Source organism: Paenibacillus dokdonensis, from assembly GCF_004916975.1.
GTDB lineage: Bacteria > Bacillota > Bacilli > Paenibacillales > Paenibacillaceae > Paenibacillus_AQ > Paenibacillus_AQ dokdonensis.
This window is the reverse complement of record NZ_STGQ01000001.1, coordinates 1,682,423-1,708,270: the sequence shown is the minus strand read 5'-3', so window position 1 is coordinate 1,708,270 and position 25,848 is coordinate 1,682,423. Positions and strand designations below refer to the sequence as shown.

Annotated in this window: 20 protein-coding genes; 9 read left to right on the top strand and 11 right to left on the bottom strand. The window is 46.3% G+C overall.

The window, feature by feature from the left end; all coding sequences use genetic code 11:
• The first annotated feature begins 143 nt into the window (after positions 1–143).
• The 4 genes from E6W40_RS07965 to E6W40_RS07950 all read left to right on the top strand — a co-directional run bounded on the left by E6W40_RS07965 (position 144) and on the right by E6W40_RS07950 (position 4,130).
• Positions 144–1,235 (top strand): GerAB/ArcD/ProY family transporter, encoded by a 1,092-nt coding sequence (locus tag E6W40_RS07965; RefSeq protein WP_136604997.1) that lies wholly within the window; start codon positions 144–146, stop codon positions 1,233–1,235.
• A complete protein-coding gene (locus tag E6W40_RS07960; protein WP_136604996.1) occupies positions 1,232–2,719 on the top strand; it encodes a spore germination protein in 1,488 nt (495 codons plus the stop codon). The genes E6W40_RS07965 and E6W40_RS07960 overlap by 4 nt, the downstream gene beginning before the upstream one ends.
• Positions 2,716–3,861 (top strand): Ger(x)C family spore germination protein, encoded by a 1,146-nt coding sequence (locus tag E6W40_RS07955; RefSeq protein WP_136604995.1) that lies wholly within the window; start codon positions 2,716–2,718, stop codon positions 3,859–3,861. The genes E6W40_RS07960 and E6W40_RS07955 overlap by 4 nt, the downstream gene beginning before the upstream one ends.
• A gap of 68 nt (positions 3,862–3,929) precedes the next feature.
• Positions 3,930–4,130: a hypothetical protein gene (locus tag E6W40_RS07950; RefSeq protein WP_244864475.1), complete on the top strand. Its 201-nt coding sequence runs from the start codon at positions 3,930–3,932 to the stop codon at positions 4,128–4,130.
• A gap of 66 nt (positions 4,131–4,196) precedes the next feature.
• Here the strand turns inward: E6W40_RS07950 and map are convergent, their stop codons facing one another.
• From map to E6W40_RS07915, 7 genes are all read right to left on the bottom strand, one after another.
• Positions 4,197–4,943 carry a type I methionyl aminopeptidase gene (map, locus tag E6W40_RS07945; protein WP_136604994.1) on the bottom strand — a complete coding sequence of 249 codons (747 nt, stop codon included), beginning with the start codon at positions 4,941–4,943 and terminating at the stop codon, positions 4,197–4,199.
• A 91-nt stretch (positions 4,944–5,034) separates the two neighbouring features.
• On the bottom strand, positions 5,035–7,302 hold the full coding sequence (locus tag E6W40_RS07940; RefSeq protein ID WP_136604993.1) for a YhgE/Pip family protein: 2,268 nt from the start codon (positions 7,300–7,302) through the stop codon (positions 5,035–5,037).
• A gap of 183 nt (positions 7,303–7,485) precedes the next feature.
• A complete protein-coding gene (locus tag E6W40_RS07935; protein WP_211147040.1) occupies positions 7,486–8,067 on the bottom strand; it encodes a TetR/AcrR family transcriptional regulator in 582 nt (193 codons plus the stop codon).
• A 122-nt stretch (positions 8,068–8,189) separates the two neighbouring features.
• The gene (ymzB, locus tag E6W40_RS07930; RefSeq protein ID WP_168928854.1) at positions 8,190–8,531 is read right to left on the bottom strand and encodes a protein YmzB; all 342 of its coding nucleotides are present in this window, start codon (positions 8,529–8,531) and stop codon (positions 8,190–8,192) included.
• A gap of 189 nt (positions 8,532–8,720) precedes the next feature.
• The gene (locus E6W40_RS07925) at positions 8,721–14,189 is read right to left on the bottom strand and encodes a HAMP domain-containing protein (protein WP_136604990.1); all 5,469 of its coding nucleotides are present in this window, start codon (positions 14,187–14,189) and stop codon (positions 8,721–8,723) included.
• Positions 14,190–14,393: 204 nt separating this feature from the next.
• Positions 14,394–14,993: a nitroreductase family protein gene (locus E6W40_RS07920; RefSeq protein WP_136604989.1), complete on the bottom strand. Its 600-nt coding sequence runs from the start codon at positions 14,991–14,993 to the stop codon at positions 14,394–14,396.
• 177 nt (positions 14,994–15,170) lie between these two features.
• Positions 15,171–16,193: a UDP-N-acetylmuramate dehydrogenase gene (locus E6W40_RS07915; RefSeq protein ID WP_246072916.1), complete on the bottom strand. Its 1,023-nt coding sequence runs from the start codon at positions 16,191–16,193 to the stop codon at positions 15,171–15,173.
• Positions 16,194–16,445: 252 nt separating this feature from the next.
• Here E6W40_RS07915 and E6W40_RS07910 point away from each other — a divergent pair, with 252 nt between their 5' ends.
• From E6W40_RS07910 to E6W40_RS07900, 3 genes are read left to right on the top strand one after another with little or no spacing between them, the layout of a single operon-like run.
• Positions 16,446–17,543, top strand: coding sequence for a GerAB/ArcD/ProY family transporter (locus E6W40_RS07910; protein WP_136604987.1), 1,098 nt, complete (start codon positions 16,446–16,448; stop codon positions 17,541–17,543).
• Complete coding sequence (locus E6W40_RS07905) at positions 17,533–19,026, top strand: spore germination protein (protein WP_136604986.1); 1,494 nt, start codon at positions 17,533–17,535, stop codon at positions 19,024–19,026. Before E6W40_RS07910 ends, E6W40_RS07905 begins: the two co-directional genes overlap by 11 nt.
• Positions 19,027–19,028: 2 nt before the next feature.
• On the top strand, positions 19,029–20,168 hold the full coding sequence (locus tag E6W40_RS07900) for a Ger(x)C family spore germination protein (protein WP_168928853.1): 1,140 nt from the start codon (positions 19,029–19,031) through the stop codon (positions 20,166–20,168).
• 8 nt (positions 20,169–20,176) lie between these two features.
• On the opposite strand, the gene E6W40_RS07895 is transcribed toward E6W40_RS07900, so the two are convergent.
• Positions 20,177–20,554 carry a nuclear transport factor 2 family protein gene (locus E6W40_RS07895; RefSeq protein WP_136604984.1) on the bottom strand — a complete coding sequence of 126 codons (378 nt, stop codon included), beginning with the start codon at positions 20,552–20,554 and terminating at the stop codon, positions 20,177–20,179.
• A gap of 309 nt (positions 20,555–20,863) precedes the next feature.
• Between E6W40_RS07895 and E6W40_RS07890 the strand changes: the two genes are divergently transcribed.
• Together E6W40_RS07890 and E6W40_RS07885 are read left to right on the top strand one after the other, a co-directional pair.
• Positions 20,864–21,493, top strand: coding sequence for a futalosine hydrolase (locus E6W40_RS07890; RefSeq protein WP_246073059.1), 630 nt, complete (start codon positions 20,864–20,866; stop codon positions 21,491–21,493).
• Positions 21,490–22,338: a 1,4-dihydroxy-6-naphtoate synthase gene (locus E6W40_RS07885; protein WP_136604982.1), complete on the top strand. Its 849-nt coding sequence runs from the start codon at positions 21,490–21,492 to the stop codon at positions 22,336–22,338. Before E6W40_RS07890 ends, E6W40_RS07885 begins: the two co-directional genes overlap by 4 nt.
• A 162-nt stretch (positions 22,339–22,500) precedes the next feature.
• On the opposite strand, the gene E6W40_RS07880 is transcribed toward E6W40_RS07885, so the two are convergent.
• The 3 genes from E6W40_RS07880 to E6W40_RS07870 all read right to left on the bottom strand — a co-directional run bounded on the left by E6W40_RS07880 (position 22,501) and on the right by E6W40_RS07870 (position 25,642).
• Positions 22,501–23,904, bottom strand: a complete 1,404-nt coding sequence (locus E6W40_RS07880) for an NAD-dependent malic enzyme (protein WP_136604981.1) — start codon at positions 23,902–23,904, stop codon at positions 22,501–22,503.
• Between the two features lie 140 nt (positions 23,905–24,044).
• The gene (locus tag E6W40_RS07875) at positions 24,045–24,557 is read right to left on the bottom strand and encodes a hypothetical protein (protein ID WP_342774683.1); all 513 of its coding nucleotides are present in this window, start codon (positions 24,555–24,557) and stop codon (positions 24,045–24,047) included.
• Positions 24,558–24,754: 197 nt separating this feature from the next.
• The gene (locus E6W40_RS07870; protein WP_136604980.1) at positions 24,755–25,642 is read right to left on the bottom strand and encodes a GNAT family N-acetyltransferase; all 888 of its coding nucleotides are present in this window, start codon (positions 25,640–25,642) and stop codon (positions 24,755–24,757) included.
• Between the last annotated feature and the right edge of the window lie 206 nt (positions 25,643–25,848).

Below are 25,848 nucleotides of genomic sequence, written 5' to 3'. Positions count from 1 at the left end.
TTTGATTCGACTCTCTTCCTCAGTTCTCGCTTCTACTTTCGTGTCAATCTTCTGTTTCCTATCTCTTACATATTTCTGGATGAAAAATGACAGAATACAAAAGATGCCAACAAACATTCTATAAAGCGGGTGATTGAACTCCCATGCAAAATATAACCAAGGTCAGCATTCCCCAGATTTGCATGCTACTAATGCTGATGAACGGTCTGACCAGCCATGTTGTCATAAATCCCATGGTACTGGATGCCTCAGGGAGAGATGCCTGGATCTCTGTTTTATTCACTACGGTCCTCCTTGTTCCATGGACTTTGTCGCTTGCCCTTTTCATGAAAAGAAGTAAGCAACAAAAACTCCAACCATGGTTAGCAGAGCGTACAAATCCCGTGATTTCCTGGATTTTGGTTGCCCCGATGCTTCTTCATCTCTACTTCATCGGAGGCATCACGCTGTACCATACCTCCAGCTGGACGATTAGCAACTATCTGCCGGCGACACCCAAAGTTGTATTGATCGGAACACTGGCACTTGTATGCTTTTATATGGCGAAGCTTGGCATTAAATCGATCGCAATCGGGGCAGGCATCTTACTTCCAATTGTCGTCATTTTAGGTATTTTCGTCGGTATAGCCAATGCTTCGGAGAAAAATTACAGTATGCTGACACCCATGCTAGAGCATGGCATCGTTCCTCCGATTCATGGGATGTTATATGTCGGCGGAGGTTTTGTTGAGATTCTCGTTTTATTGACGATGCAGCACCGGATCAAATCAAAAGTCAAACCATGGCAGCTTGTCGTCTATGGTTTGATTATTTCCTTTATTACCCTGGGGCCGATCGTTGGTGGAATCACAGAATTCGGTCCTGAGGAAGCTGCGAAGCAAATGGAATCTCCTTATGAACAGTGGAGACTCGTCAAAATCGGAGAATACGTAGAGCATGTTGATTTTCTCTCCGTATATCAATGGCTTGCAGGTGCTTCTGTACGAATCAGCCTGTCTCAATTTTTGCTCGTCGAAATGCTGCCCTTCAAAAACAGGGTCATGGCGAACCGTTTTATTCTCGCGGTCACGTTCAGTTATATTCTGATTGCCATGTTTCCTATAAGTCAAAATTCTTACTATCAAACGATGTATAATTATTATTTTCCCATTACGGCATTTACAAGCTTGTTCCTTTCTTTGATATGGCTCGGCGTTTCTTTTTTACCCCACAAAAATAAGGAGGGAGCCGCATGACCTCAACCGGTTCGAAGACGAATCATGATATATGGACATTACAAAAAATAAAAACCATATTTTCCAAAAGCTCAGATGTAATCATCAGGAATTACCGGATGGAACAAAATTCAGCCTCATCAGATGTTGTACTGGCCTATGCAAGTGGGCTTGCTGATTCAAGCCAGATTAGCCTCGTTGTTCTGCCTGAGCTGGAGAAATTGTATCAGAAGACGGGATATTGTATTCAGCAGAATAACGAACTTTATGGTCGGCTCCCCTTGGTGTTATTAGAAGAGCCTGTATCGTCTCAAGCATTAGAGGATACCGTCTTTCAAGGAGCACTCGTGCTGTTCTTTCCCCACACAAATGAGTTGTACTCGATGGATATCAGTAACGTTCCCAAACGCGCACCTGAAGAGTCGACGGTAGAGATATCCATTAAGGGTCCGAAGGACGGTTTTACGGAAGATTACGTTACAAATGTCGCGCTGATCCGCAAACGTATCCGAAGCAATTCTCTTTGCTGCGAGGAGTCAATTCTGGGCAGGCGCACAAGAACCAAAGTGGGCTTAATGTATTTCGATGATGTGATCTCTCCAAAAGTCCTTGAAGAGGTGCGTAAACGTCTTTCGAAGATCGACATAGACGGGCTTTATACCATCAATCAGCTGGAAGAATTATTATCCGATTCAAAGTATTCACTCTTTCCGCTTCTTGATTTTACGGGCCGCCCGGATTACGTCATCTCTTGTTTGTTAAGCGGTCGGTTCGTCATCGTTATTGATGGCAACCCGATGGTCTTGATTGGCCCGGGTTCGCTAGCACTACTGATGAAATCCCCCGAGGATGTTCATTTCAATTATATTTATGTTTCCTTTGTGAGACTCATCCGCGGCATAAGCCTCACATTGTCGATTCTATTACCTTCCTTCTGGGTGGCATTGGCGGCATTTCATCAGGATCAGATTCCATTTCGGCTTATGGCGACGATATCCACTGCCAGGTTGGGTCTTCCTTTATCCGCCCAGATGGAATTATTCTTGCTGCTGCTACTCCTGGAAATATTCCGGGAAGCGGGTGTCAGGCTTCCGAGTTCCATCGGTCAAACCTTGACGGTTATAGGCGGGTTAATTATTGGTGATGCTGCCATACGCGCTGGTCTGGTCTCCCCCTCCTCTGTCGTTGTAGGAGCCATTACTGCAGTTATGGGAGCCACCTTAGTGAATCAAACCTTAAGCGCCGTAGTCAGCGTCATCCGGTTCGGGCTGTTTTTCGTATCCTCCATTCTCGGCATGTATGGCATGATCCTTGGATTGATTCTCCTTTTGGCGTACATGTCAAGACTCCGGACCTTTGGAATCCCTTATCTGGCGCCATTATCCCCGATAATGCCAAAGGATGCCCTAAAATCTATTTTGCGTGCTCCCTGGAAGCTGATGCGTAATAAGCCAACTTTTCTGGATACGGTTGATTCCGATCATCAAGGAGAGAATCCAACATGAGAAAAATAGGAAAATTTTGCGTTTGCCTGGTTTTACTGATGCTGGTCCCTGGCTGCTGGAACTCCAAAGATATACAGAATATGGCATATGTAACCACACTCGGCATTGATTATGAAGACGGTAAATTCAAGAGCTATGCTCAGATATTAAATTTTACCAACGTAGCCAAAACGGAAAATGCGGAAGTTGGAAAGCCGGTACCCATATGGGTCGGAACAGGAGAAGGGCGAACCGTAACCGAATCTCTTACAACCATGTATTCAACATCACAGCTGAGAGTATTCTGGGGGCATATGAAATCTTTGGTCCTGACGGAACGAACCATGAAGCATGGCATGATGGAAATTTACGAAATGATGAACCGCTACCGTGAAATCCGCTACAATATATTAATGTATGGAACGAAGGAATCATTAAAAGACGTATTGACCCAAAAATCAATCCTGAACCTTTCTCCATTGGAAACCATCATGGATTCGCCGCAGCAAATTTATTCGCAAAGATCGTTTATTTTACCTGTTTATGGATTCAAAATTATTTCTCAGATGAACGAACCCAGCGGACTTGCCATGATTCCTTCGCTGGAGATTGAGAGCAAAAGCTGGTTTGAGGATACAGAACATCGTCCCATGTTCCGGCTCAACGGAGCTTATTTTTTTCAAAACAAGGAATACCGCGGACATTTGACTGAGGATGAACTCAAGGGTACGCGCTGGATTCAACGCCAGTTGGAGCGGTCCCCCATCAATATTCCGGATCAAGGACGACCTATAGCCACCTTAATTCTGGTAAAGCCGCATTTGTATATCAAGCCTGTCATCGAAAACAATAAGGTCCGCTATAAGATTCGCGTGTCCATCAATGCATATATCGATGAGCTGATTAAAGACACTCCGCAAAAAACCATGGAGAAGATGGCGAGCATAGCTGTCGAAAACGAAATTAAGAGAAGCTATCAAAATGGTCTTCAAAAAAAGGCCGACGTATTTATGCTGGATGAGAAGTTCTACCGAAAATATCCGAAGAAATGGCATGAGCTTCATCGTGCGAGACCGTTTATCCTCGAAGAAGACTCCATTAAATCCATTGATGTGAGAGTGAAGATTGACAGCTCGGGAAAATACAAACAGAGAGTGCAATAGACACCTATCCCATGGTAAAATAGAAGTGATTTGCTTGATCGTCACTGCCTTAAGGAAGGTGATCATGTATGTTGATGTATGGTCTTGTAATAGGGGTAGCCATTTTAGCGTTGATTACGACGTTTTTGGTTGGCTTTTCAGCAGAAAACAAAAAGAAAAATCCCAATTATGAAAAGAAAACCAAAAACAACATCGCTAAGCTTACATCGATTTATGCGGTAACTATTATAGGCGCGATTATCGCGTTCGTGGCTGTTTCGCTGAATTAAATTGTAAGTTGCATGAAAAAAGAGAGGCTGCAGGATGAGCCTCTCTTTTTTCGATTTATTTTGTTATTACTGTGCTGTCAAAATCTCGGGACCATTCGCCGTAATTGCAAGCGTATGCTCGTATTGTGCAGAAAGTCCGCCGTCCATCGTTCTGGCAGTCCATCCGTCACTGTCCATCTTACTACGGTAAGTTCCTGTATTCAACATAGGCTCTATCGTAATGACCATGCCTTCCTTCAGGCGAGGTCCAACATTCGGTGGGCCGTAGTGCGGAACCTGCGGCTCTTCATGCATATCCTTGCCGATTCCGTGCCCAATAAATTCACGTACAACCGAGAAGCCTTCAGATTCGGCATATACCTGAATCGCATGAGAAATATCTCCAATCCGGTTACCGATCACAGCCATCTCAATCCCTTTATACAATGACTCTTTCGTGATATCCAGAAGATGTTGAGCTTGCTCGGAAACATTTCCAACGGTATACGACCACGCGGAGTCAGCCAGCCAACCGTTCAGGTTAACAACCATATCTACGGTAACGATGTCCCCATCCTTGAGAGCCGTTTTCCCCGGGAAGCCATGACAAATAACATCGTTCACCGACGTACAAGTGGCAAAAGGAAATCCGTTATATCCCTTTTGCTCTGGTGTGGCTCCGTTTTTACGAATAAACTGTTCAGCGAAACGATCGATTTCTATAGTTGTAATTCCAGGAACAATCAGCTTTTTAATTTCACGATGGCATGCTGCAAGAATAGCCCCCGCTTCTTTCATGTGATCAATCTGTGCTCTTGACTTAATTGTAATCATCTAATCCCTCATTCCTGTCTGATCTCTATATTATACCCTGATATTCGGAAAAAGTCCTGATCTGGCTTAAGGATCAGGACTACAATTTCCCCTATACTGCTTCAGCCGGAGCTTGAAGCGCCTGTTTCTTCTGACGACTACGCCACACAAAGTATACTAATGTCAGTGTAAGGAAGATCACCGCATCAATACCCAAAATGCCTGCCTGTCTCCACGCGAGATCGAAATCACCGCTTGAAATAATCGCTTTATAGCCAAGTACGCTATGCGACATCGGCAGCCAAGGATTAAGAGGTTTCAGCCAATCCGGGATCAGCTCCAGCGGGAATGTGCCCGCGCTGGTGGTCAGCTGCAGTATAAGCAAAATAATAATGAGGAATCGACCAGGCATATCAAGCCAGGTTACGACTGCCTGCACAATAAACATAAATGTCAAACTTGTGATGAATGTGAAGAGGAAGAATAATGGTACGCTTTGTACCTTAAGCCCAAGTCCAAACAGAATGATAGCTGCAGCCATGAGCGATTGGAACAAGCTCATTCCTGCAAAAGAAAGAGCACGGCTGACGAACCGGCTGAATCCGGAAGCGCCCTCTACCGTAGTTCCTTTCAGCGAGATGACCAGCGTCGAAATCAACGCTCCAACGAACAATCCCAAAGACATGAAATAAGGTGTAAGACCCGTACCATAGTTTGGAATCTTACGGGATTCATTCTCTTCGGAATCAACCGGTTTAGCAAACATCTTAACCAAAGCGTCTGTCTTTTTCAGTTCAGAGGTTTTATCTGCCGCATCACTCAGTTTGGTTTGCAGCTCTTTCGAACCGTCATCCAGCTTTGTGATTCCCTTCTCGAGATCACCCGCACCCGTATTCAGCTTTTGCGAGCCATCAGCTAAAGTGGTCAAGCCACCTGACAGCTTGCTGACTCCGCCTGACAGCTGGGATGTACCATTCAAGAGCTGCTGCGAGCCTGTGACCAGTGCTTTGCTGCCGCCTGCAGCTTCATTCAGCTTCTCCCCAAACGTTGTCAGTCCTGCAGTCAGGGCAGATTGTCCTTCATTCAGCTTCGATGCGCCTTGAACCAGCTGCTCTTGTCCTTGAACCAGCTGCCCACTGCCTTCAAGCAGCTGCTGTTGACCGCTATGCAGCTCAGTCGCACCGTCAAGCAGCTGCTTCTGAGCTCCATGCAAGGACTGTGCGCCCTCGGAAAGCTTCTGCTGGCCAGCTGCAACCTTGGCACTTCCTTCAGCTACAGCCTGACTGGCTGCGATCAGCTTCTGAAATTGCGGATTATCCGCGAGCTCAGGACTCGATTTGGCAAACTGCTGAAGTCCGTCAGCAACACCCTTCGCTCCTTCAGATACCTTTGTCGTACCATCAAGTGAAGATTGCAATCCGGAGGAGAGATCCGCGCTGCCCTGCTCGGAGGATTTCAAACCCGCTTCTAGCTTGCTTGCCCCCTGCTCTGAGCTTTGCAGACCCGCATTCAGCTTCTTAGCTCCACCCAGCGAACCTTGGAGTCCAGTGTGAAGCTGCTGTCCACCCTGCTGAGCCTGCTGTGCACCATTGATCAGCTTACCTTCAGCTGCATTCAATTGTTCCAGTCCGCTTGCCAATTGGCTAGAGCCTTGGCTTAGTTGACTTGCGCCTTTGCTCAGGTCGCCTGCACCTTTTGCGAGAGGTGCCATGCCGTCTTTCGCTTCCAGTGTACCTTCAGCGAGCTTATTCAGGTTCTCTTTCAGCTTAACGGCACCTTCATCCAGATCACTGCTGCCGTTATGAATTTTACCGGCACCTTCGCCCGCATCGGCGAGACCGCTGGATACGTCTTCGAAATTGTCCAGCAGGCTCTCCGTATAGGATTCTGTCACTTTTGCGGACACTTTTGCTTTAATGTCCTTGATTGCAGTATTCCCGATTTGGGAAGCGATAAAGTTGTAATCGCCGTTAGGTTCATATTGAATCGTTGCAGGATGAGGTTGATCATCCATCAAGGTTGTTGCTTCGCTGGAGAAGTTTTCAGGAATCGTAATTTTCATATAATAGCGGTTGTCCTTAATTCCCTTTTCCGCATCCAGCTCACTAACAAACTCCCAACCAAAATCTTTGCTCTTCTTCAGCTCATCAACCAAATCCGAACCAATATGCAGCTTTTTGCCTTTAAACTCGGCACCGCTATCCTTATTAACTACAGCTACAGGCAAACGGTCCAAGTGACCGTATGGATCCCAAAAGGCTGCCAGATAAACACCGCTGTACATAATCGGAATGAACATGACGGCGATCACGGGGATCAGCACTTTCGGGTTCTTCAATGCCGCTCCTAGATCTTTGAAAAACACGGATATTGCATTCATATAAGTGATAGTCCCCCTTTTTCTAAGTTGTTAAATCTCTCTCAATATCTCTGACTGATTTCTTCATTTGGTCATACATACGCAAACGAAAGCAGCTTCGAAAGTTTTAGCCGTTCGAAGCTTTTCGTATATAATCGATTGGTTTGGTGGCTTCTAAGTTATGTTGAGTTTCCTGCTATGCGGTTACGCGTGCACAGCGAGACCATCTTCCAAAAAGAGGCGGATATGCTCTTTGATCTGATCTTTTGTCAGGGGTTCGTGATTCTTATTCCATTCAGATGTCAACGCAACGTACATTTTAAACATTAAAAAAGAAACAATGCAGGGATCACAATCACGCAGCTCACGTTGAGCAATGGCATGCCGGATCTCTTTTTCGATATATGTCAGAATGACGCTTTCTACCTGGTTCATCGCTTCCTGAGATTGGGGTGTACCAAAGTCCCGGACTTCCTGGGACAGCTTCATGAGGAGTTCGTGCTCACTTCGGAATTCCAGGAGAGAGTCCAATACGCGGAACAGATTATCAAAAAATGTTTTATCATGGTCAACTTCCCGCTGGATGATGGTTTTCATTTCAGAAATGACACCACGCAAAATTTCATCAAACAGCTGTTCCTTGGTATCAAAAAACGTGTAAATGGTTCCTTTCCCCACATTCGCGATTTTGGCAACCTGCTCCATCGTCGTCGCTTTGTAGCCAAACAAAGCAAATGATCTCGAAGCTGCTTCGAGCACCTGTTTTCTACGATCCACCGTTCCTATGCTTTTCCCCTCCCATCTAACACCATACTTCGTTTGCATGACCACAAATCAATTTCAGTCATAAGGTCATTTCCTACTTTACCACGTTCTCACCCATATGACAAAGTTTTAATATATTAAAATTATGATATTACAGAAATAAGATACTTAGCCCGGTCCGTTTCAATGCTCAGACGCTCCTCTTCAACAACACATTCGGACAATCCGTCCACGTATATCTGGAATGTATTTTGCGGCAGGGGGATTTCACCCTGCTCATTCAAAACACTGCCAGGACCATGCAATATCAGTGAACTTCCCTCGGCATAGTCATCAATTGTAGGGACGCTCTCCTTATATTCAACGCCTTCAATTTTCACCTTGGTCTCATCCAGATCCTCCTGCTCCTCCTTGCGGATCAGAATCGTTTCCTGCACATGCTTTTCCAGCCATTCCCTAACCGAATTCAGTTTCTCACTCATCATAAACCCTTCTTCCATTGTTTTTGTCGTTATAACTTGCCTATTATGAGTCTAACCATTATGGGTATACGCAAAACATTTGCAGAAACGGGGAACGGGCAAGAATGTACGGAATCGCTCTGAAAAAAAGAGGTACGCTTCGTCCGGCTGCTGCCGTATGAGCGTACCTCTTTAACTCTAATAGCCGAAATCTTAATCTGTTTCAGAACCGGATTGCGTTTCACCCGCTTCCGGTTCCGTTCCAAGCCAGCTGCGAATCATGGACAGCAGCTGTGCGCTGTTTACCGGTTTCGTAATATAGTCGGAGGCTCCTGCTTCCAGGCATTCCTCACGATCCCCTTTCATCGCCTTTGCCGTCAATGCGATGATCGGAAGATCCTTGAACTCGGGTTTTTCACGAATCGCCCGTGTGGTCTCGTATCCATCCATCACCGGCATCATGATGTCCATCAGCACAATCTCAATATCCGCTGTTTCTTCCAGCAGCCTGATTGCTTCATATCCGTTCTCAGCCGGAATGACCATCATATTATGGCGCTCAAGAATGGTCGTCAGCGCGAACACATTTCGGATGTCATCATCGACAACAAGGACCTTCTTGAATTTGATCATATCGTCGGACTGATACAGCTTCATGATGATGGCACGTGATTCATCCGAGAGATTTTCAGATTGGCGGTGCAGGAATATACTTGTCTCATCCAGCATTTGAACAGCTGTCTTGACTTCCTTGAGGACGGCTGATTTCTTCAGCTCCTCCAGCTCATCCTCCTCCGAATGGCTCCACTTGCAGCTGCGATTCAAGACGATTGGAACATGCTTGTTCTTCGGCATACGGATGATCTCACGGATCAGATGCAGAACATCCATATCCTTCAGATCATTATCCACCAGAACACAGTCATAGTCTTTTTGCTTCAGCTGAGCAAGAACCTCCTCTGCTGCATTCACATCTGTGATGTCTACATCTGAGCTGCCAATCAGCTCCAGGGATTCTTTGCGACGGTCTTCATCCGCTATCGCAATCAGGAGCCGGTGAACCTTTTGATCCGCGAAGCGGTTCAGCTTATCAAGTGTATTTTCCAGCTCTTCATTTGTTACCGGCTTGCAAATATAATCGTATACTCCTTTTTGCATCAGCTCGATCTCGTCTTCTTCCACAGTGATGACACAAACCGGAATATGACGGATATGGATATCGTTTTTCAAATGCTCGATAACCATCCACCCATCCATATCGCCGAGCCGCAAATCCAGTGTAATCGCAATCGGGTTGTACTTGCGTGCCAGTTCAAGCGCATTTGAGCCTTTGGTCGTAATGACAGCCTTAATATTTCTTTTATGGAGAATATCAAGCAAAATCTCATTGAATTTGATATCATCCTCGACAATTAAAAACACTCTGTCTCCCGGTTCGATCCGGTCGCGATCATCGTTAATATGGTCACTCTTTCGCGTAAAGGAGAGCTTCTGTTCCGGTGGCGTCACATCGATGACTTCCGGAACATACTTGGCAGGCTCTTCTTTTATCGGTACTTCAGCATCGACAGGCAGATATAAATTAAAGATACTGCCTTTGCCAACGACACTGTATAGTGTCAGCTCTCCGCCCAGCATGGCCGCAATCTCCCGGGATATGGCAAGACCGAGTCCCGTTCCGCCATATTCCCGGTTCGTGCTTCCGTCCGCTTGTTGAAACGCTTCAAAGATAATCTGCTGCTTCTCTTCAGGAATACCGATGCCTGTGTCGCTAACCGAGAAACAGAGTACAGCCGCAGCCTCATTAAGCAGTTCATTATCGGAATTCCAACCCTCGTCCGCCGTCCGCAAATGTACCTGAATCTGGCCTTCTTCAGTAAATTTAAAAGAATTCGAGAGAAGGTTCTTAAGAATCTGCTGCAGTCTCTTCTGATCCGTTACGATCACTTCGGGTACATTTTTATCAATCCTGATACCAAATTCAAGTCTGCTGTCATCAACCATGTGACGGAACGAGCGGTCCAGACCGTCCATCAATGCCTGTATGGAAATCTCGCTGTAATCCGGAGATACGGTACCCGATTCAATCTTCGATAGATCCAATATGTCATTAATCAGATTCAGAAGCTCAATACCGGAGTCTTGAATCGTTTTGGCGAATTTAACCTGGTGATCCGTCAAATTGGCATCAGGATTATCTGCCAGCTGTTCGGCAAGCAGAAGCAGGGAATTCAGCGGCGTTCTAAGCTCATGCGACATGTTCGCCAAAAACTCGGATTTATATCTTGAAGTCAAGGCCAGCTGCTCAGCCTTTTCTTCCAGGAACTTCTTGGCGATCTCCACTTCGTTATTTTTACTCTCCACCTCAGCCTTTTGAATCACCAGCATCTTGGCCTTGTCTTCAAGCTCATCATTCGTATGCTGCAGCTCTAACTGCTGTTTCTGAAGCTCTTCCGTTAAAGACTGCGATTGCTTCAGCAGCTCTTCGGTCCGGCGATTGGCCTGCATCGTGTTCACTACAATGCCAATGGATTCCGTCAACTGGTCAAGGAATGCCAGATCAATATCATTAAAAGCCCGGAAGGAGGCAAGCTCGAGCACACCCAGCACCTGCTCTTCGAACACAATTGGCAGCAGCACAATATTGAGAGGTACGGCTTCACCCAGTCCCGATGATATAACGACGTAATCATTAGGCACATTGGATAACAATATCCGCTGCTTTTCAATCAAGCATTGTCCGACAAGTCCTTCTCCCGCCCTGAAACGGTTCGAGAGATGCTTCCGGTTCTGATAGGCGTAACTTGCAAAGAGAGTCAATACAGGTTCACCATTCACTGGCTCGTTGATATAGAATACGCCATGCTGCATGGAAACAAGCGGTGCCAGCTCGCTTAATATCATACGGGTAATTGCATTTAGATCCCTCTGTCCTTGAAGCAGACGGGAGAACTTTGCCAGATTGGTCTTCAGCCAATCCTGATCTGTATTGATCCGCGTGGTTTCTTTTAGATTACGGATCATTTCATTCACATTGTCTTTCAGAGAAGCCACTTCTCCTGCCGCTGCCACATCAATAGTACGCGACAAATCACCATTCGTAACTGCCGTAGCGACGTTCGTAATAGCCCGGACCTGCGTGGTCAGCGTACTCGCCATGTAGTTAACATTATCGGTCAGATCACGCCATGTACCCGCGGCACCAGGTACGCTTGCCTGTCCGCCCAACTTGCCTTCCGCACCAACCTCTCTGGATACGGTTGTCACCTGCTCGGCGAACGTCGCCAGTGTCTCGATCATATTGTTCATTGTATCCGCAAGCTCGGCAATCTCACCCTTCGCCTCGACCGTAAGATTCTGCTTCAGGTTACCATTCGCTACCGCGGTGACGACTTTCGCAATGCCGCGCACCTGATCGGTCAGATTGTTCGCCATTCCGTTTACGTTATCGGTTAAGTCTTTCCAGATTCCAGCAACGCCGAGCACCTGGGCTTGTCCTCCTAGTTTACCGTCAGTTCCTACCTCACGGGCCACACGGATAACTTCGGACGCAAAGGAATTAAGCTGATCCACCATGGTGTTAACGGTATTTTTCAGCTCCAACAGCTCGCCTCTCACTTCAACCGTAATTTTCTTGGACAAGTCTCCGTTGGCTACGGCCGTTGTTACTCCGGCAATATTTCTCATCTGAATGGTCAGATTACGAGTCATATTATTGACGGTATCGGTAAGATCCTTCCAGGTACCGGACACATCCTTTACATCTGCTTGCGCGCCAAGTTTTCCTTCTGTGCCCACCTCGCGTGCAACGCGTGTCACTTCGGAAGCAAACATGCTCAGCTGGTCCACCATGGTATTCATCGTGTTCTTCAGCTCAAGGAGTTCACCCTTAACGTCAACGGTAATCTTTTTGGATAGATCGCCCTTGGCTACAGCTGTCGTCACATCTGCGATGTTCCGCACCTGATCCGTCAGGTTACGGGCCATGTTATTAACGCCTTCCGTCAGATCCTTCCAGGTTCCTCCGACGCCTTTAACCTGCGCTTGTCCTCCCAGCTTACCCTCGGTACCGACTTCATGCGCTACCCGGGTAACCTCGGATGCGAATGTACTGAGCTGGTCTACCATTGTATTAATGGTTATCTTAAGTTCCAGAATTTCGCCTTGTACATCGGCTGTAATTTTTTTGGACAAATCGCCATTCGCGACAGCCGTCGTTACGACTGCAATATTCCGCACCTGATTCGTCAGATTCGAAGCCATGTAATTGACGCTCTCCGTCAGATCTCGCCATGTACCAGCGACACCTTTAACCTGCGCCTGCCCTCCGAGCATCCCCAGTGTGCCAACCTCCCGCGCCACACGCGTCACTTCAGAGGCAAACGTACTAAGCTGATCCACCATCGTATTGATGGTGTTCTTCATCTCCAAGATCTCGCCTTTGGCGTCAACCGTTATATGCTTCGATAAATCGCCTTTCGCAACGGCTGTTGTTACTTCCGCGATATTGCGGACCTGGTCAGTCAGGGTGCCCGCCATAATATTCACGCTATCTGTAAGGAACTTCCAGGTTCCCGATACCCCTTTAACATCCGCCTGACCCCCGAGCTTCCCTTCTGCAGAAACCTCCTGCGCAACCCGGGTTACTTCGGAAGCAAAATTGCTCAGCTGATCCACCATCGTATTGATCGTGTTTTTGAGCTCGAGCAGCTCGCCTTGAACATCAGCGGTTATTTTTTTCGATAAATCCCCGTTCGCCACGGCCGTTGTAACGACAGCAATATTTCGCACCTGATCCGTGAGATTAGAGGCCATATCATTAACGCTGTCAGTCAAGTCTTTCCATGTGCCTGAGACGCCCCTGACATTAGCCTGTCCGCCGAGCTTGCCTTCCGTACCAACTTCTCTTGCCATCCGCGTCACTTCAGAAGCAAAAGTGGATAGCTGATCCACCATCGTGTTGATCGTGTTTTTGAGCTCCAGAATTTCGCCGCTGGCGTTAACCGTAATCTGTTTGGTCAGATCCCCTTTCGCCACGGCTGTTGTTACCTGTGCAATACTGCGGACCTGATTTGTTAAATTCGCCGCCATGTTGTTGACGCTTTCGGTAAGATCCTTCCAGGTACCCGAGACACCCTTAACATCGGCCTGACCGCCGAGAATGCCTTCCGTACCTACTTCTCGTGCTACGCGAGTAACTTCCGAGGCGAAATTACTGAGCTGGTTAACCATTTTATTGATGTTGTTAGCTGATTTTTTATACTCTCCAGTCAGTGGTCTTCCCTCAAATTCAAGCTCCACCGTCTGTGATAAATCACCCTGCGCAACAGCATTGATAACTCTTACCATTTCACTGGTAGGCTGTATAAGATCAGTAATAAGGCCGTTTAATGATTCGACGGATTGCTGCCATGAACCGCCTGTATTTTTATGTGAGAACCGGCGAGTAAGCTTTCCCTCTTTGCCTACCACTTTGGATACGGTTTGTATTTCGTTAACCAAGTTCTCCTGCATTTCCATAATTTCATTGAATGTATCTGCAACTTTGCCGGCAATCCCTGTTTGGTCATAGGGCATCCGATATGAAAAATCGCCCCTTTTCAAAGCCATGAGCGCATTCAGTAATTCTCCGGTATGTACCTGATCACTCTGCGAATCCCGATTGGATTTTTCGTCCGACATGGTCATTTTCCTCTCTCGACATTATTTTCAATATGTCATGAAATCGTATGTTATTACCTTTTATCATTTTACTATGCTCGAGAGATTCTGTCATTTTTCTCCCAAATATGAATGAATACAGCAAAAAAAGCGCCTGATAAACCAGGCGCTCCGTAAGGTATCCATAGAGAAGTCAAATGACTTCAGGTTACCAGCTTATATTCCTTATTTAAAAACTTTGATACGTTCTTCAAGCGGTTGGAATTGTTTCTCGCCTGCTGGTGCTTCCACTTTACCGAAAGGCATTTGAGCGAGCAGTTTCCAGCTTGCAGGCAAGTTCCATTCAGCTGCAACTTGTTGGTCGATCAGCGGATTGTAGTGCTGCAGGCTTGCTCCCAGACCTTCTGCTTCCAGTGCAGTCCAGATCACCAGTTGAAGCATACCGGAGGATTGCAGGGACCATACAGGGAAGTTATCCTTGTAGGTCTCGAATTGGGATTGAAGACCTTCGATAACGGAATTGTCCTCGAAGAACAATACAGTACCATATCCATTGCGGAAAGCGCCCATTTTCTCGGCTGTTGGTGCAAAGTTCTCAGCTGGAACGACAGCTTTCAGTGTCTTTTCTGTAATGTTCCACAGTTTGTCATGCTGTTCGCCCAAAAGAACGACAACGCGTGCGCTTTGGGAGTTGAATGAGGATGGTGTGTGTTTTACAGCTTCATTCACGATTTCCTGGATTTTTTCATCAGATACAGTTATATCCTTGCTGATTCCATATATGGAACGTCTTCCTTTGAGTGCGGAGAAAAATTCGTTAGACATTTTTATAGTTACCTCCAATAATCTATTTACTTACTTTTTTATTATATATTCCAATCTTCTCTGTTGCAATACTTTGTTTTAAAGTTCATGGATATTTAAACCTGTTGAAACAAAAAGAAACCTTCTCCAAGTAGGAAAGGTTTCTTTTTCAAGCGAATATACGTTGTTCAGTTCCGCCTATTTAACCACGACAACTTCCGGCTCCGGTTCAAAACCAAACGCCGTATTCACGCCTTCAATAATCGTGTTCATTAAATATTGGATCTCCTCAGCCGTGGCATGATTGTGGTTAATAATCATATTCCCGTGATAAGGGGATATCATGGCACCGCCATACTCCTTGCCCTTCAAATTCAAGCGGTCTACAAGCGCACCGACCGGCACGCCATAATCATAATTATTTTTGAACACCGAGCCGCAGGAAGGATATTCAAAATGCCGCTTGCCATTACGGTACTTAGCGATATCCGTCATGTCGGAGGGAATCATCAATCCCTGCTTCGTCAAAGCCGAGGCTTCAGCATCCATATACGAATAGAATGACGCCAATGTGGACATTCCTTCCTTCGCTTTCCAGCGCTTCAGCAGTTCATTGCCCGCAGCGATTTGCTGCGCATCCGGAACAGCCAGCATATCGGCCCCCAGCACTAGCCAAGGATTCATCTGGAAAATGGATTGCTTATAGCCGTACTTGCACTGGGAAACATCGATGGACTGCATGGAAAGAGACGGGTCGGACAAGTCCACATAATAAACCGTCTTGATAATATCGCTGATCTGATGGTGATTGTACTTTGCGTTCATAAATATACCCGCTCCAAGACCTCCAGGAAGAAGGTACGTAAATTCATAGCCTGGAATGTTGAACAGGAGTCCGCTGATCGCCAGCATGGACATGGGTGTTCCTGAGGATATAAACCACTTGGACGGCTGAATGTCCCAGTATACAAATTTTTTCAAGGAAATATAGAGAGTGTCCTCCCGCGGATTATCCGGAAACAACAAATTAGAGCCCATTCCGCAAATAAAATAGTCCAGTCCATGCGTTCTGCATCCCTGAAGTAGTGTAAGCAGCTCTTCTACGGTTTCCGGCATAGCAAAAAAGTTCGCCTTTCCGCCAATTTGATAAGAGGAATGATTGGCAAGGGGTTCATTTCGCATGCATAAATTTTCAAATGTCATCCGGTTATTCAACATCATGGATCCTTCTCACTTTCAACTTCATTTTGAGGGTTTCATACATCATTTCATTTTATCTTTTTTCACGTAGACCTATCTATTCTAATATATCGCCCGGCATAACGCCATGTGTCATTTCATACGAGCTTACAGAGTATGTAAACGGATTTATTTTAAATAAAAGGCCGCTGATCCGATGGAACGAGTATCCGTCACATGTTCCGGGTCAATAATGATCATTACTGAATGTAAAATATTTCCGAGGTGACACCCGTGAATTCACGTAAACCCCTGCTTTCTCAAGGCATTATGATCATTTTACTTTCGATAGGAATTATGAACCATGTGTTCATCATCCCTCTCCTGCTACAAACGACACGCAGAGACTCCTGGATTTCCGTTCTTATTTCCATATTGCCGCTGATGTTGTTTACCGGAATGATTTATTTTATAGCCAAACAAATGAAAGACAGAAAAATCGAGGTATGGCTGAAGGATCAATTTGGTGCGTCTGCAGCTGTGATTTTTAAGATTCTAATGTGTATTTTTATGTTTTCCATATGTTTCTATACACTGTTTGATACCACCAACTGGGCGAAAATCACCTTCTTGTCTGCGACTCCGGTTCTCGTTACTTCCCTTATTTTGCTGGCCTTGTGCTTTTATGCGGTAATCAAAGGATTTAAGGCCATTGCCAATGCTTCGGGTATCCTGCTGCCCTTCGTGATCGTGCTGGGTTTTTTCATTATGTTCGTCAATGTCCAGTATAAAGACTACACCCAGCTGTTTCCTGTACTTGAAAATGGTTGGAGCAATGTAGGTACGGGTGTGATGTATGCCTGCTCCGGCTCGTTTGAGATATTCATTTATCTTTTCATTCAGCCCAAGCTTGATAAACCCGCCAAAGCATGGCAGCTGCTTCTGCTCGCTCTTGTATTGATCGGGTTGACTCTGGGACCGCTTGTTGGAGCAATCACCATATTCGATCCTATGGAGGCTGAAAGGCAGCGTTATCCTGCTTATGAAGAATGGCGGATTGCGACACTGGGCAAATACATCGCACAAACAGATTTCTTTTCCATCTATCAATGGCTGTCAGGCGCGTTCATCCGCATTTCAATTGCTTTGTATTTAATAGTGGATATTTGGGATATTAAAATCAAGAGAATCCGGATCATAACCTATTTTGCACTAGTGGTCGTGCTGTACTTCTTAAACCTGTTTGGACCTGATGATATTCATTTCCTCAGATTTATGAAAAATTACTATTTCCCGGCCTCTTTCATCTTTTTGGCCCTGATTACCTGCGTTCTGTTCATCATGGCTTATATCTCATCCAGAAAGAAGGTGCAGGAGGATTATGGCACTTGACAGCCAATCACAGCCATTCGCGAACAATAATGAAACAGTTGATAAAGTCTTCCTGGAACAATATTATGCAGAGTGTCAGGATGTGGTCCTTCACCCCTTTTATGTAGGTGACTCCGAAAATAGACAGACCATTCTGCTGATTTATTGCGATGGCATGTCCAATGCCGGGCAAATCAACCAGTTTGTGCTGCCCAGGCTTGAAAGAATGTATGGAAAAACGGGATTCTCAAGCGTCACTGACATCGAGGATTGCCAGTACATCCCCCTTACCCGGCTTAACACCGATCAGCTTCTGAAAGAACTCGATATGAAGGTGTTCGGAGGCATGCTTGTCGTCTATTTCCAAGAAATCCACGCTTTCTTTACCATGGATGTCAGCGATCAGCCCAACCGGTCTCCGGAAGAGTCATCCACTGAGTCCTCCATCAAAGGGCCTCATGACGGATTTACCGAATCCCTAACCACCAACGTAGCCTTGGTCCGAAAACGCCTAAGATCGCAATCATTTTGTGTAGAAAATTTTGTACTCTCCGAACGCGGCCAAACCAAAGTTTCTCTTCTCTACATTAAAGATATAATTAATCAGGATATAGTAACTGAGATTCGAAGCCGCCTGAATAGCTATGAAGGGGATGCCATCATTGGCACATCCCAAATTGAGGATCTGGTTCAGGGGGATCTCAAGAGCATTTTTCCTTTAACTGATTATGTCGGCAGACCGGACTACGTGGCGGACAGTATCTTGAGCGGCAGATTTGCGGTCATATTTGACGGCTCTCCGATGGCTATCATAGCCCCCATCACCTTGTCATCCCTAATTAAGTCGCCGGAAGATACCAACATGCCCTTTCATATCGCTTCGATTCAACGAATTATGCGGCTCGCGGGCCTTGTGATAGCCCTCTTTTTGCCTGGCTTCTATATTGCCCTGACAAGCTTTAATATCGAACAAGTCCCTACCCCGCTGCTTGCCACCATTATGAACTCAAGATCGGGGCTGCCGTTTTCCATTTCCATGGAAACCTTTATGATGCTGTTTCTATTCGAGGTATTTCATGAAGCAGGCATTAGACTTCCCAAATCCGTCGGGCAGACCATCACTGTCGTCGGCGGTTTGATCGTCGGAGATGCAGCCATTCGCGCGGGCATTACCTCTCCCACGATGATCGTAATGGTTGCGGTCACCATTATTGCTACCTTCACGCTGGTCAATCAGGTATTGGCAGGGACAACGGCTATCATCAGACTGTATGTCCTTATGCTCTCTTCATTTTTGGGGATGTTTGGCTTCTTTATTGCCTTGTTTTCGCTTGTTTTGCATCTTGCTGCATTGGAATGCTATGGAGTTCCATACCTGGCTCCAATCTCACCGTATATTAACCGTGATGCATGGGAAGGGCTGTTACGAAAACCCGTAAAAAATATGTTTCGCCGCCCGAAGGTACTACGCACCCAAGATCCTACCCGAAAAGGAAGCGAATAGAGATGAAGGCCATACAAAGCATGATTTTGCTGCTCTTTTGTTCGGCTATGTTATCCGGCTGCTGGGATCAGAAGGCTGTTCAGGATATGAACATTATTACTGCCGTTGGTGTTGATTATATAAAGGGAAAATATGTTATTTACGGCAAGCTCTCGGATCTCAGCTCGGTAGTAGCGAGTGACAGCGGCGGCGGTACCAAGAAGGCAACCTCTTGGGTAGGTAGGGGTGAAGGCCCCACCGTGTCTTTGGCCTTCAATGATATGTACCCTTCATCACAGCATCAAACATTATGGACTCATGTGAAATCCATTGTTTTAACCGAGTCCGCGCTGCAGAATTTAACCGATATTTTCGAAGAAATGCTGCGATCAAGAGATATTCGTTATACGCCATGGGTTTTTGCTACCAAAACGCCCATCGAGGAAATTTTCAATGCGGAAACCACATTCAATCAATCCCCGCTTAAACTATTAATGTTCGAACCAAGAGAAGTATACAAACAATATTCTGCTGTGGAGCCCGTTCGACTGCAAAAGCTGATGAACGCCGTGCGTGAGCCGGCTACTGCAATCATGCTTCCCGATATCTCAATTACGACAAAGCATTGGAAGACCAATGGTAAAGACAATTCCATGATGGAGCTTAATGGTGTCTTTGTTATTCAACAAGGAGTCAATAAAGGCTGGGTCAGCCAAGAAGAGTTAAGCGGTGCCAGAGTAGTCAACTTCAGCCATATCATTCGTTTTCCGCTTATTTTGGACTCGAGCAAAGGTACTCCTTCATCGCTGAGTATGCATCACGCCAATTCTGCTTATCAGTTGAATCAAAAGAAAGGCAAACTGGCGTTTGATGTCACAGTAACCGTCCATGCGAATATTACCGAATTCGCATGGAAAAAGGGCATGGATGAAAAACAGATGAAAATGGCTGCGGAGCAGAAGCTGACGCGTGACATTCTTGAAAACTTCACCAAGACCCAAAAGAAAGGCATTGATCTGTATGGATTCGAAGAATGGCTCTACCGTTATCATTACAAGTTATGGAAACAAAAAAGCAGCGGAGGTCCGCTGCTTCCTGATCTGGAGATGGGTAATGTGAAGGTTACGGTGAAGATTGACCACTCCAATACCTATAAAATGTAAAAAGGGGCCTACTTTTTCTCCATGTCGCTCCGGCCCCAGTATGCTGTCATGCTGGTGATGAGTCCATTTTCATTAAATGTCATAACCTCTATGATATGAAAAATAAGCACGGAGCCTTCCACCTTAGTCTCTATATGTAACGCCATCGCACCCGAATTTCCGTGTGAGCCCCTGATCGGCTCTTGCCGGTGGATTCGGGTATTCCCGTTGACAACCTTCCGGTAAAATTCCGTAATAGCGGCTTTTCCTTGAACCGGGGCCGTACCCGCAGGGTCCTCCACCGTGGCCTCTTCCGCAAAAAGTGAAAGTAATCCCTCTAGGTTATCCTGATTAAAACTGTCGATATACGATTGCATTGCTGTCTTGATTTCCTGTTCTGTTGGCATTTCGTTTCCTCCTTCAGTACCGTGGACTGGTTTGGCTAGATTTGTTGTGATCGTACTTTTTATTATTTACCCTCAGTGTTTGCCTTGTCAAACGCCTGCCTCTATACCGGATCGTTCTCCTCTACGCTTTACATGATGCCCCGATCAGGATAAGGTTATATATTGAAGCCTTAAGAATACGGGCAGTTTACGAATTCGAATGAACACGGGTTTTGCGAGAGGAGGGTCTGCATGAAATCAGACTTGGACACAGTGCTTCATAGCGGGGTACCTGTGAAAGATACCCGTTTGGCCGGACGTGTACTCATTATGACGGCTGTAGAAGCAGAGCAGCAGGCTATGCTTCGCGGGATCGGCGATTCGGAAATTTTTGATGTAAAGCTTGCTGGATTCGGCCCCGCATCAGCGGCGGCACGGACTGCGGCGGAGCTCTCTGCATCCGACTATGGACTCGTCATCAGTGCAGGCATCGGCGGCGGTTTCCCCGGGAAAGCGGATGTAGGTTCTACCGTTATTGCAGACCGGATTATTGCGGCTGATTTGGGCGCAGAAACCCCGGACGGATTCCTTAGCGTGGACGAGCTCGGATTTGGCAGCTCTGTTATCATGCCCGAAACTGCCCTGGTACAAGCATTCATAGATGCGATGTCGTCCACCGGGATCACCGTAAACCGGGGCTCCATCCTGACCGTTACGACAGGAACCGGCTCTGCGGAAAGAACAGCGGCCTTAACTACAAGGATCCCTGATGCGGCAGCCGAAGGCATGGAAGGCTTCGGTGTTGCGACTGCAGCCAAGCTGTGGAATCTGCCTGTACTCGAGATCCGCACCATTTCCAACGCCGTGGGGCCGAGAGACCGCGCGGCCTGGCGTATGAAAGAAGCCTTTGCTGCACTTGAAGCCGCAGGCGCTATCTTAAGGAGGGTAATCACAGAATGAAAATCGCATTTTCTCCATGTCCCAATGACACCTTTGTATTCCATGCGTGGACGCATGGATTAATTCCCGATGCTCCGGAGCTGGACGTTACCTATGCCGATATTGATATTACCAACCATCTGGCAGCTCAAGCTGACAGCGACTTCGATGTCCTTAAAATTTCCTATGCGGCTCTGCCTTGGGTACTGGACCGCTACGGATTGCTGCCCTGCGGTGGAGCTCTTGGCAGAGGCTGCGGCCCGCTTGTGCTTGCAGCAGGGGGAGATCATGCTCCACAAGATCCTTCCGCATTATCCGGACGCCGTGTTGCCGTTCCTAGTGAACGTTCAACGGCATACCTTCTGTTCCGGTTGTGGGCGGCTCAAAATGTTCCGGGAGGCGTAGGTGAGATCGTGGTCATGCCGTTCGATCAGATCATGCCTGCCGTTCGAGACGGGCAGATCGATGCCGGACTTGTCATTCACGAAGCCAGATTTACATATCCCGATTACGGGCTGCAGCTGATGACCGATCTCGGCAGCTGGTGGGAACAAGACACCGGCCTTCCTATTCCACTTGGAGCTATCGTTGCAAAAAGGACACTTGATTTGAAAGCGATCTCGGGCTGGGCACGCGCATCTGTAGAATATGCTTGGACACATCCTGAAGAATCTCGCGAGTATGTCCTTAGCCATGCACAGGAAATGGATCCCAAGGTGGCAGACGCTCACATTGATTTGTACGTCAACAGTTTCACCGCGAATCTTGGGGATGACGGATATGCCGCTATTACATCTTTGCTCAGCCGTGCAGCTGATGAAGGACTCGTCCCTCACATCGATCCCAAAGCGCTCATGCTTCCCTAATTTAGCGGAAATCGTATTTACAATCCTTTTAAAATCAAAAGAAGGAAGAATCGCTGCCTTACTGAGTTTTTGCGTTCTCTAAAATGAAGAAGGGCTGTCTCTGTCGTGGAAATTCCACTTATGAGACAGCCTCTTTTCTTTGTTCAACAGAGAACTTTTATCCTAACGGAAATCCTTTGGAATTCTTCTGGCAACGCCTGTCAGAATGGCGGCCTGTACCACGGCTTTTCGCACTTCTATGACAACCTGTTCATTGAATATGCTTGGAATAATGTAGAGCTCATTCAACTCACCGCCAGTAACCACCGACGCGATAGCGCGTGCGGCAGCCAGTTTCATCGGTTCGTTGATGCAGCGCGCTCTGCAGTCCAGTGCACCCCGGAACAATCCCGGGAATACAAGAACGTTGTTAATCTGGTTCGGGTAGTCGCTGCGTCCTGTCGCGTAAACTCTTGCGTGAGGAATCGCCTCTTCCGGTGATACTTCCGGTAGCGGATTAGCCATGGCGAATACAATCGGATCGGGCCCCATACCCCTGATGTCCTCTCCGTTCAGCAAGTTCCCCCGGGATACGCCGATGAATACATCCGCACCTTTGATCACTTCTTTCAGTGATCCTTCCGTCGATTCAACTTGCGGCTGTTCTGCCAGCCACTGCCACATCGGATGCGAATACTCTCCGCCTCTGATAATCGCGCCTTCGCGATCTACAGGGACAAGCTTGGTCACACCTGCACTCAGCAGCATCTTACAGATGGATACACCTGCTGCACCGATCCCGTTCACGACGACACGAATGTTCTCAATGCGTTTGTTCACAACCTTTAACGCATTCAGCAGTCCAGCGATAACGACAACCGCTGTGCCATGCTGATCATCATGAAATACAGGTATCTCCAGCTCCTCTGTCAACCTTCTCTCGATTTCAAAGCAGCGGGGCGAGCTGATATCCTCCAGATTGATACCACCGAATATCGGACTCATCGCCTTGATCGTTCGGATCAATTCCTCCGTATCATGCGTATCCAGGCATATTGGAAAAGCATCTACATCAGCAAGCTGCTTGAACAGCATCGCTTTGCCTTCCATCACAGGTGCAGCCGCATACGGACCAATGTCTCCTAGTCCGAGTACCGCCGTACCATCGCTGACAACAGCGACTGTATTTCGCTTGATTGTCAGCGAATAGGCTTTCTCCGGATTTTCGTGAATGGCCGTGCAGACCTTAGCAACTCCAGGTGTATATACGCGGGACAAGTCATCCCGGTTTTTAATCGGCAATGTTGGTTGAATTTTGATTTTACCGCCCAGATGGACGAGGAATGTCCGGTCAGAGACGTTAATCAGCTTAATGCCTTCATACTGTTTAAGTGATTCAACCACCTTGTTCTCTTCGGTGTCCGCCACTTCTACAGTGATATCTCTCACGGAATAATCTTTACCCGGTCTGATGACGTCGATGGATGTGATATCGCCCCCAGCTTTACTGATTGCGGCAGCCACATCCCCGAAGGTGGCCTTCTCATGATTAAGTTCGACACGCAAAATGATACTTGTGTTTGCCATGAAACTTCCCCCTAATATGGTGTAATTCAATTGTAACCGATTTCAACACGCACATATCATAACAGGAGGAGGACTGCAAAACAAGCGTCTGAAGTCCATTCCTTTTCAAGTGAAGACTCCTCTTCACCTAAAAAATGATGTTACGGCATGCTGGCATGATGGGAATTCGATTCTCTTTTATTCGTTCCATGCACGCCCATCACAACAGCTACTAATTCATAGCTATTCAGATTTTCAGACTCATTCCGCAAGCAAAATGCGCCGGATTCAAACCATCCGTTGATTTTATCAAACTGGGCTACCGCGGTTCCATATTCATCCGTGATGCTGTACTCCTTGGAAAATGCAGGGGAAAAGATTTCATAGATTCCTCTGTCTTCGGTTTCGTATTCAAATTTCTTGGAGAAAAAGCTGAGTCGATGTCTCAATACCCCCAGCAGACTGCCATCAGCCGCCTTAATATCCCATTTATTGGATAAAATACGAAAGCTACCGCTGCACATCAAAGTCCCTTCTGCATTGTTCACATTCAGCGAAGAGCCAAATGCACTTTTCAAATCAAGACTTCCGGCATGCTCCTGCTTTGCATTCATAATCTCCGTATAGCCGGCATTGAAGAAGTTATCTTTAAAATACAGTTCCAGCTTGGACACCTTCTTTCATTGATTTATTCTTCTTTTATCGTACGGGAATAAGAAAGCCATGGACAATAATACATCCATGGCTTATGTTCATGCAAATTTTGCAACATTCTAATCTAGCGTTTTGGAATTACATTCACCGGAAGCAATGCCTTTTATAATTCAAAAATAGTTTATACTATTATTATCTTTTTTACCATATTTTTGTGTTAATCATTCAACAAGTATTTCATATGAACCTGATTCACGATCGGCTTAAAGCCGCTCTCTTCCAAAATACGTACAAGCTGCTGCTCTGATAACGGAAGATTTACTGTACGTCGCAAGACTTTTTTATCCAGAGGCGCATACACTTGAGTCAACAGTGCTTTCAACACCTCAGGAACCTCTTCTTCTGCAGTATTTACCGTCCGGCATTGGTATAGCGAGGTCGAAATATGTTCTCCTTGCGCATCAAAAACCCTTTTATAAAGAGCATAACCGGCAACCTGACCGTGATCATCCACCGCAATGACCGATTCACCGTTTACAATATTCTCCCACTGTGTCTGCCATGGCATATGACCAACATGAAGGTTCAGACGCTGTAGATCTTGAGGTAAGCCAAAACGGAATTGATATGTACGGACAGCATCTGTAGCGAATACTTCAGAATTAAAGCCATCTTTTTGCTCATAATATCTCAGGTTATCGATATGCTCGTAGCCCATTTTGGAATACAGCTTGATCGCAGGCTCATTCTCGCTTAACGCTTCGAGCAGGGCAACCTCGGCGCCTTTTTCCCTGTATACGTCCAGAGCTGCACCAATGAGCTGTTTACCATGACCTTTACCCCTATATTCAGGTATAATGCCCGTGCCACCGTTCCAGGCAGTCAGCCGCCCATCCACCGTACGGAAGCCGTTCATTACAAATCCGATCGGTTTGCCGTTATCACAAAGGGCTATCGAGGATTCCATGGATAAATGATTCTCAGGAATCCTTCTCACAAATGTGTCCACGCTCATCCTCATATCCGACGCATATCCTTTAAATCCCTCATTCCACAATTCGGTAAGCTCTGCAGCAGAAAAATCGCTAAACTTTTTAATTTCCATCAACGGTTCTCCCTCATAAATAGAATTTATTGGTATTCACTTCATAATGAACAAAATGTGAATTGAAAGCAATCATTTTGTAACTTTAACCAGATATCCATGTGATAATGTTAGTACCTGTGAACCACTTCATTGACAACATCATCTTGTACGGAGGCATCAAGGAAATGAACATAATTGAAAAGAGGATATCTACATACATCATT

Bases quoted from the DNA above. Each gene is read 5' to 3' on its own strand.
- ymzB (WP_168928854.1), bottom strand. From the start codon at position 8,531: ATGATGAGTGAGAAACTGAATTCGGTTAGGGAATGGCTGGAAAAGCAT.
- E6W40_RS07870 (WP_136604980.1), bottom strand. From the start codon at position 25,642: ATGGAAATTAAAAAGTTTAGCGATTTTTCTGCTGCAGAGCTTACCGAA.
- E6W40_RS07960 (WP_136604996.1), top strand. From the start codon at position 1,232: ATGACCTCAACCGGTTCGAAGACGAATCATGATATATGGACATTACAA.
- E6W40_RS07965 (WP_136604997.1), top strand. From the start codon at position 144: ATGCAAAATATAACCAAGGTCAGCATTCCCCAGATTTGCATGCTACTA.
- E6W40_RS07890 (WP_246073059.1), top strand. From the start codon at position 20,864: ATGACGGCTGTAGAAGCAGAGCAGCAGGCTATGCTTCGCGGGATCGGC.
- E6W40_RS07905 (WP_136604986.1), top strand. From the start codon at position 17,533: ATGGCACTTGACAGCCAATCACAGCCATTCGCGAACAATAATGAAACA.
- E6W40_RS07950 (WP_244864475.1), top strand. From the start codon at position 3,930: ATGTTGATGTATGGTCTTGTAATAGGGGTAGCCATTTTAGCGTTGATT.
- E6W40_RS07900 (WP_168928853.1), top strand. From the start codon at position 19,029: ATGAAGGCCATACAAAGCATGATTTTGCTGCTCTTTTGTTCGGCTATG.
- E6W40_RS07885 (WP_136604982.1), top strand. From the start codon at position 21,490: ATGAAAATCGCATTTTCTCCATGTCCCAATGACACCTTTGTATTCCAT.
- E6W40_RS07880 (WP_136604981.1), bottom strand. From the start codon at position 23,904: ATGGCAAACACAAGTATCATTTTGCGTGTCGAACTTAATCATGAGAAG.
- E6W40_RS07915 (WP_246072916.1), bottom strand. From the start codon at position 16,193: ATGATGTTGAATAACCGGATGACATTTGAAAATTTATGCATGCGAAAT.
- E6W40_RS07940 (WP_136604993.1), bottom strand. From the start codon at position 7,302: ATGAATGCAATATCCGTGTTTTTCAAAGATCTAGGAGCGGCATTGAAG.
- E6W40_RS07895 (WP_136604984.1), bottom strand. From the start codon at position 20,554: ATGCCAACAGAACAGGAAATCAAGACAGCAATGCAATCGTATATCGAC.
- map (WP_136604994.1), bottom strand. From the start codon at position 4,943: ATGATTACAATTAAGTCAAGAGCACAGATTGATCACATGAAAGAAGCG.
- E6W40_RS07920 (WP_136604989.1), bottom strand. From the start codon at position 14,993: ATGTCTAACGAATTTTTCTCCGCACTCAAAGGAAGACGTTCCATATAT.
- E6W40_RS07955 (WP_136604995.1), top strand. From the start codon at position 2,716: ATGAGAAAAATAGGAAAATTTTGCGTTTGCCTGGTTTTACTGATGCTG.
- E6W40_RS07925 (WP_136604990.1), bottom strand. From the start codon at position 14,189: ATGTCGGACGAAAAATCCAATCGGGATTCGCAGAGTGATCAGGTACAT.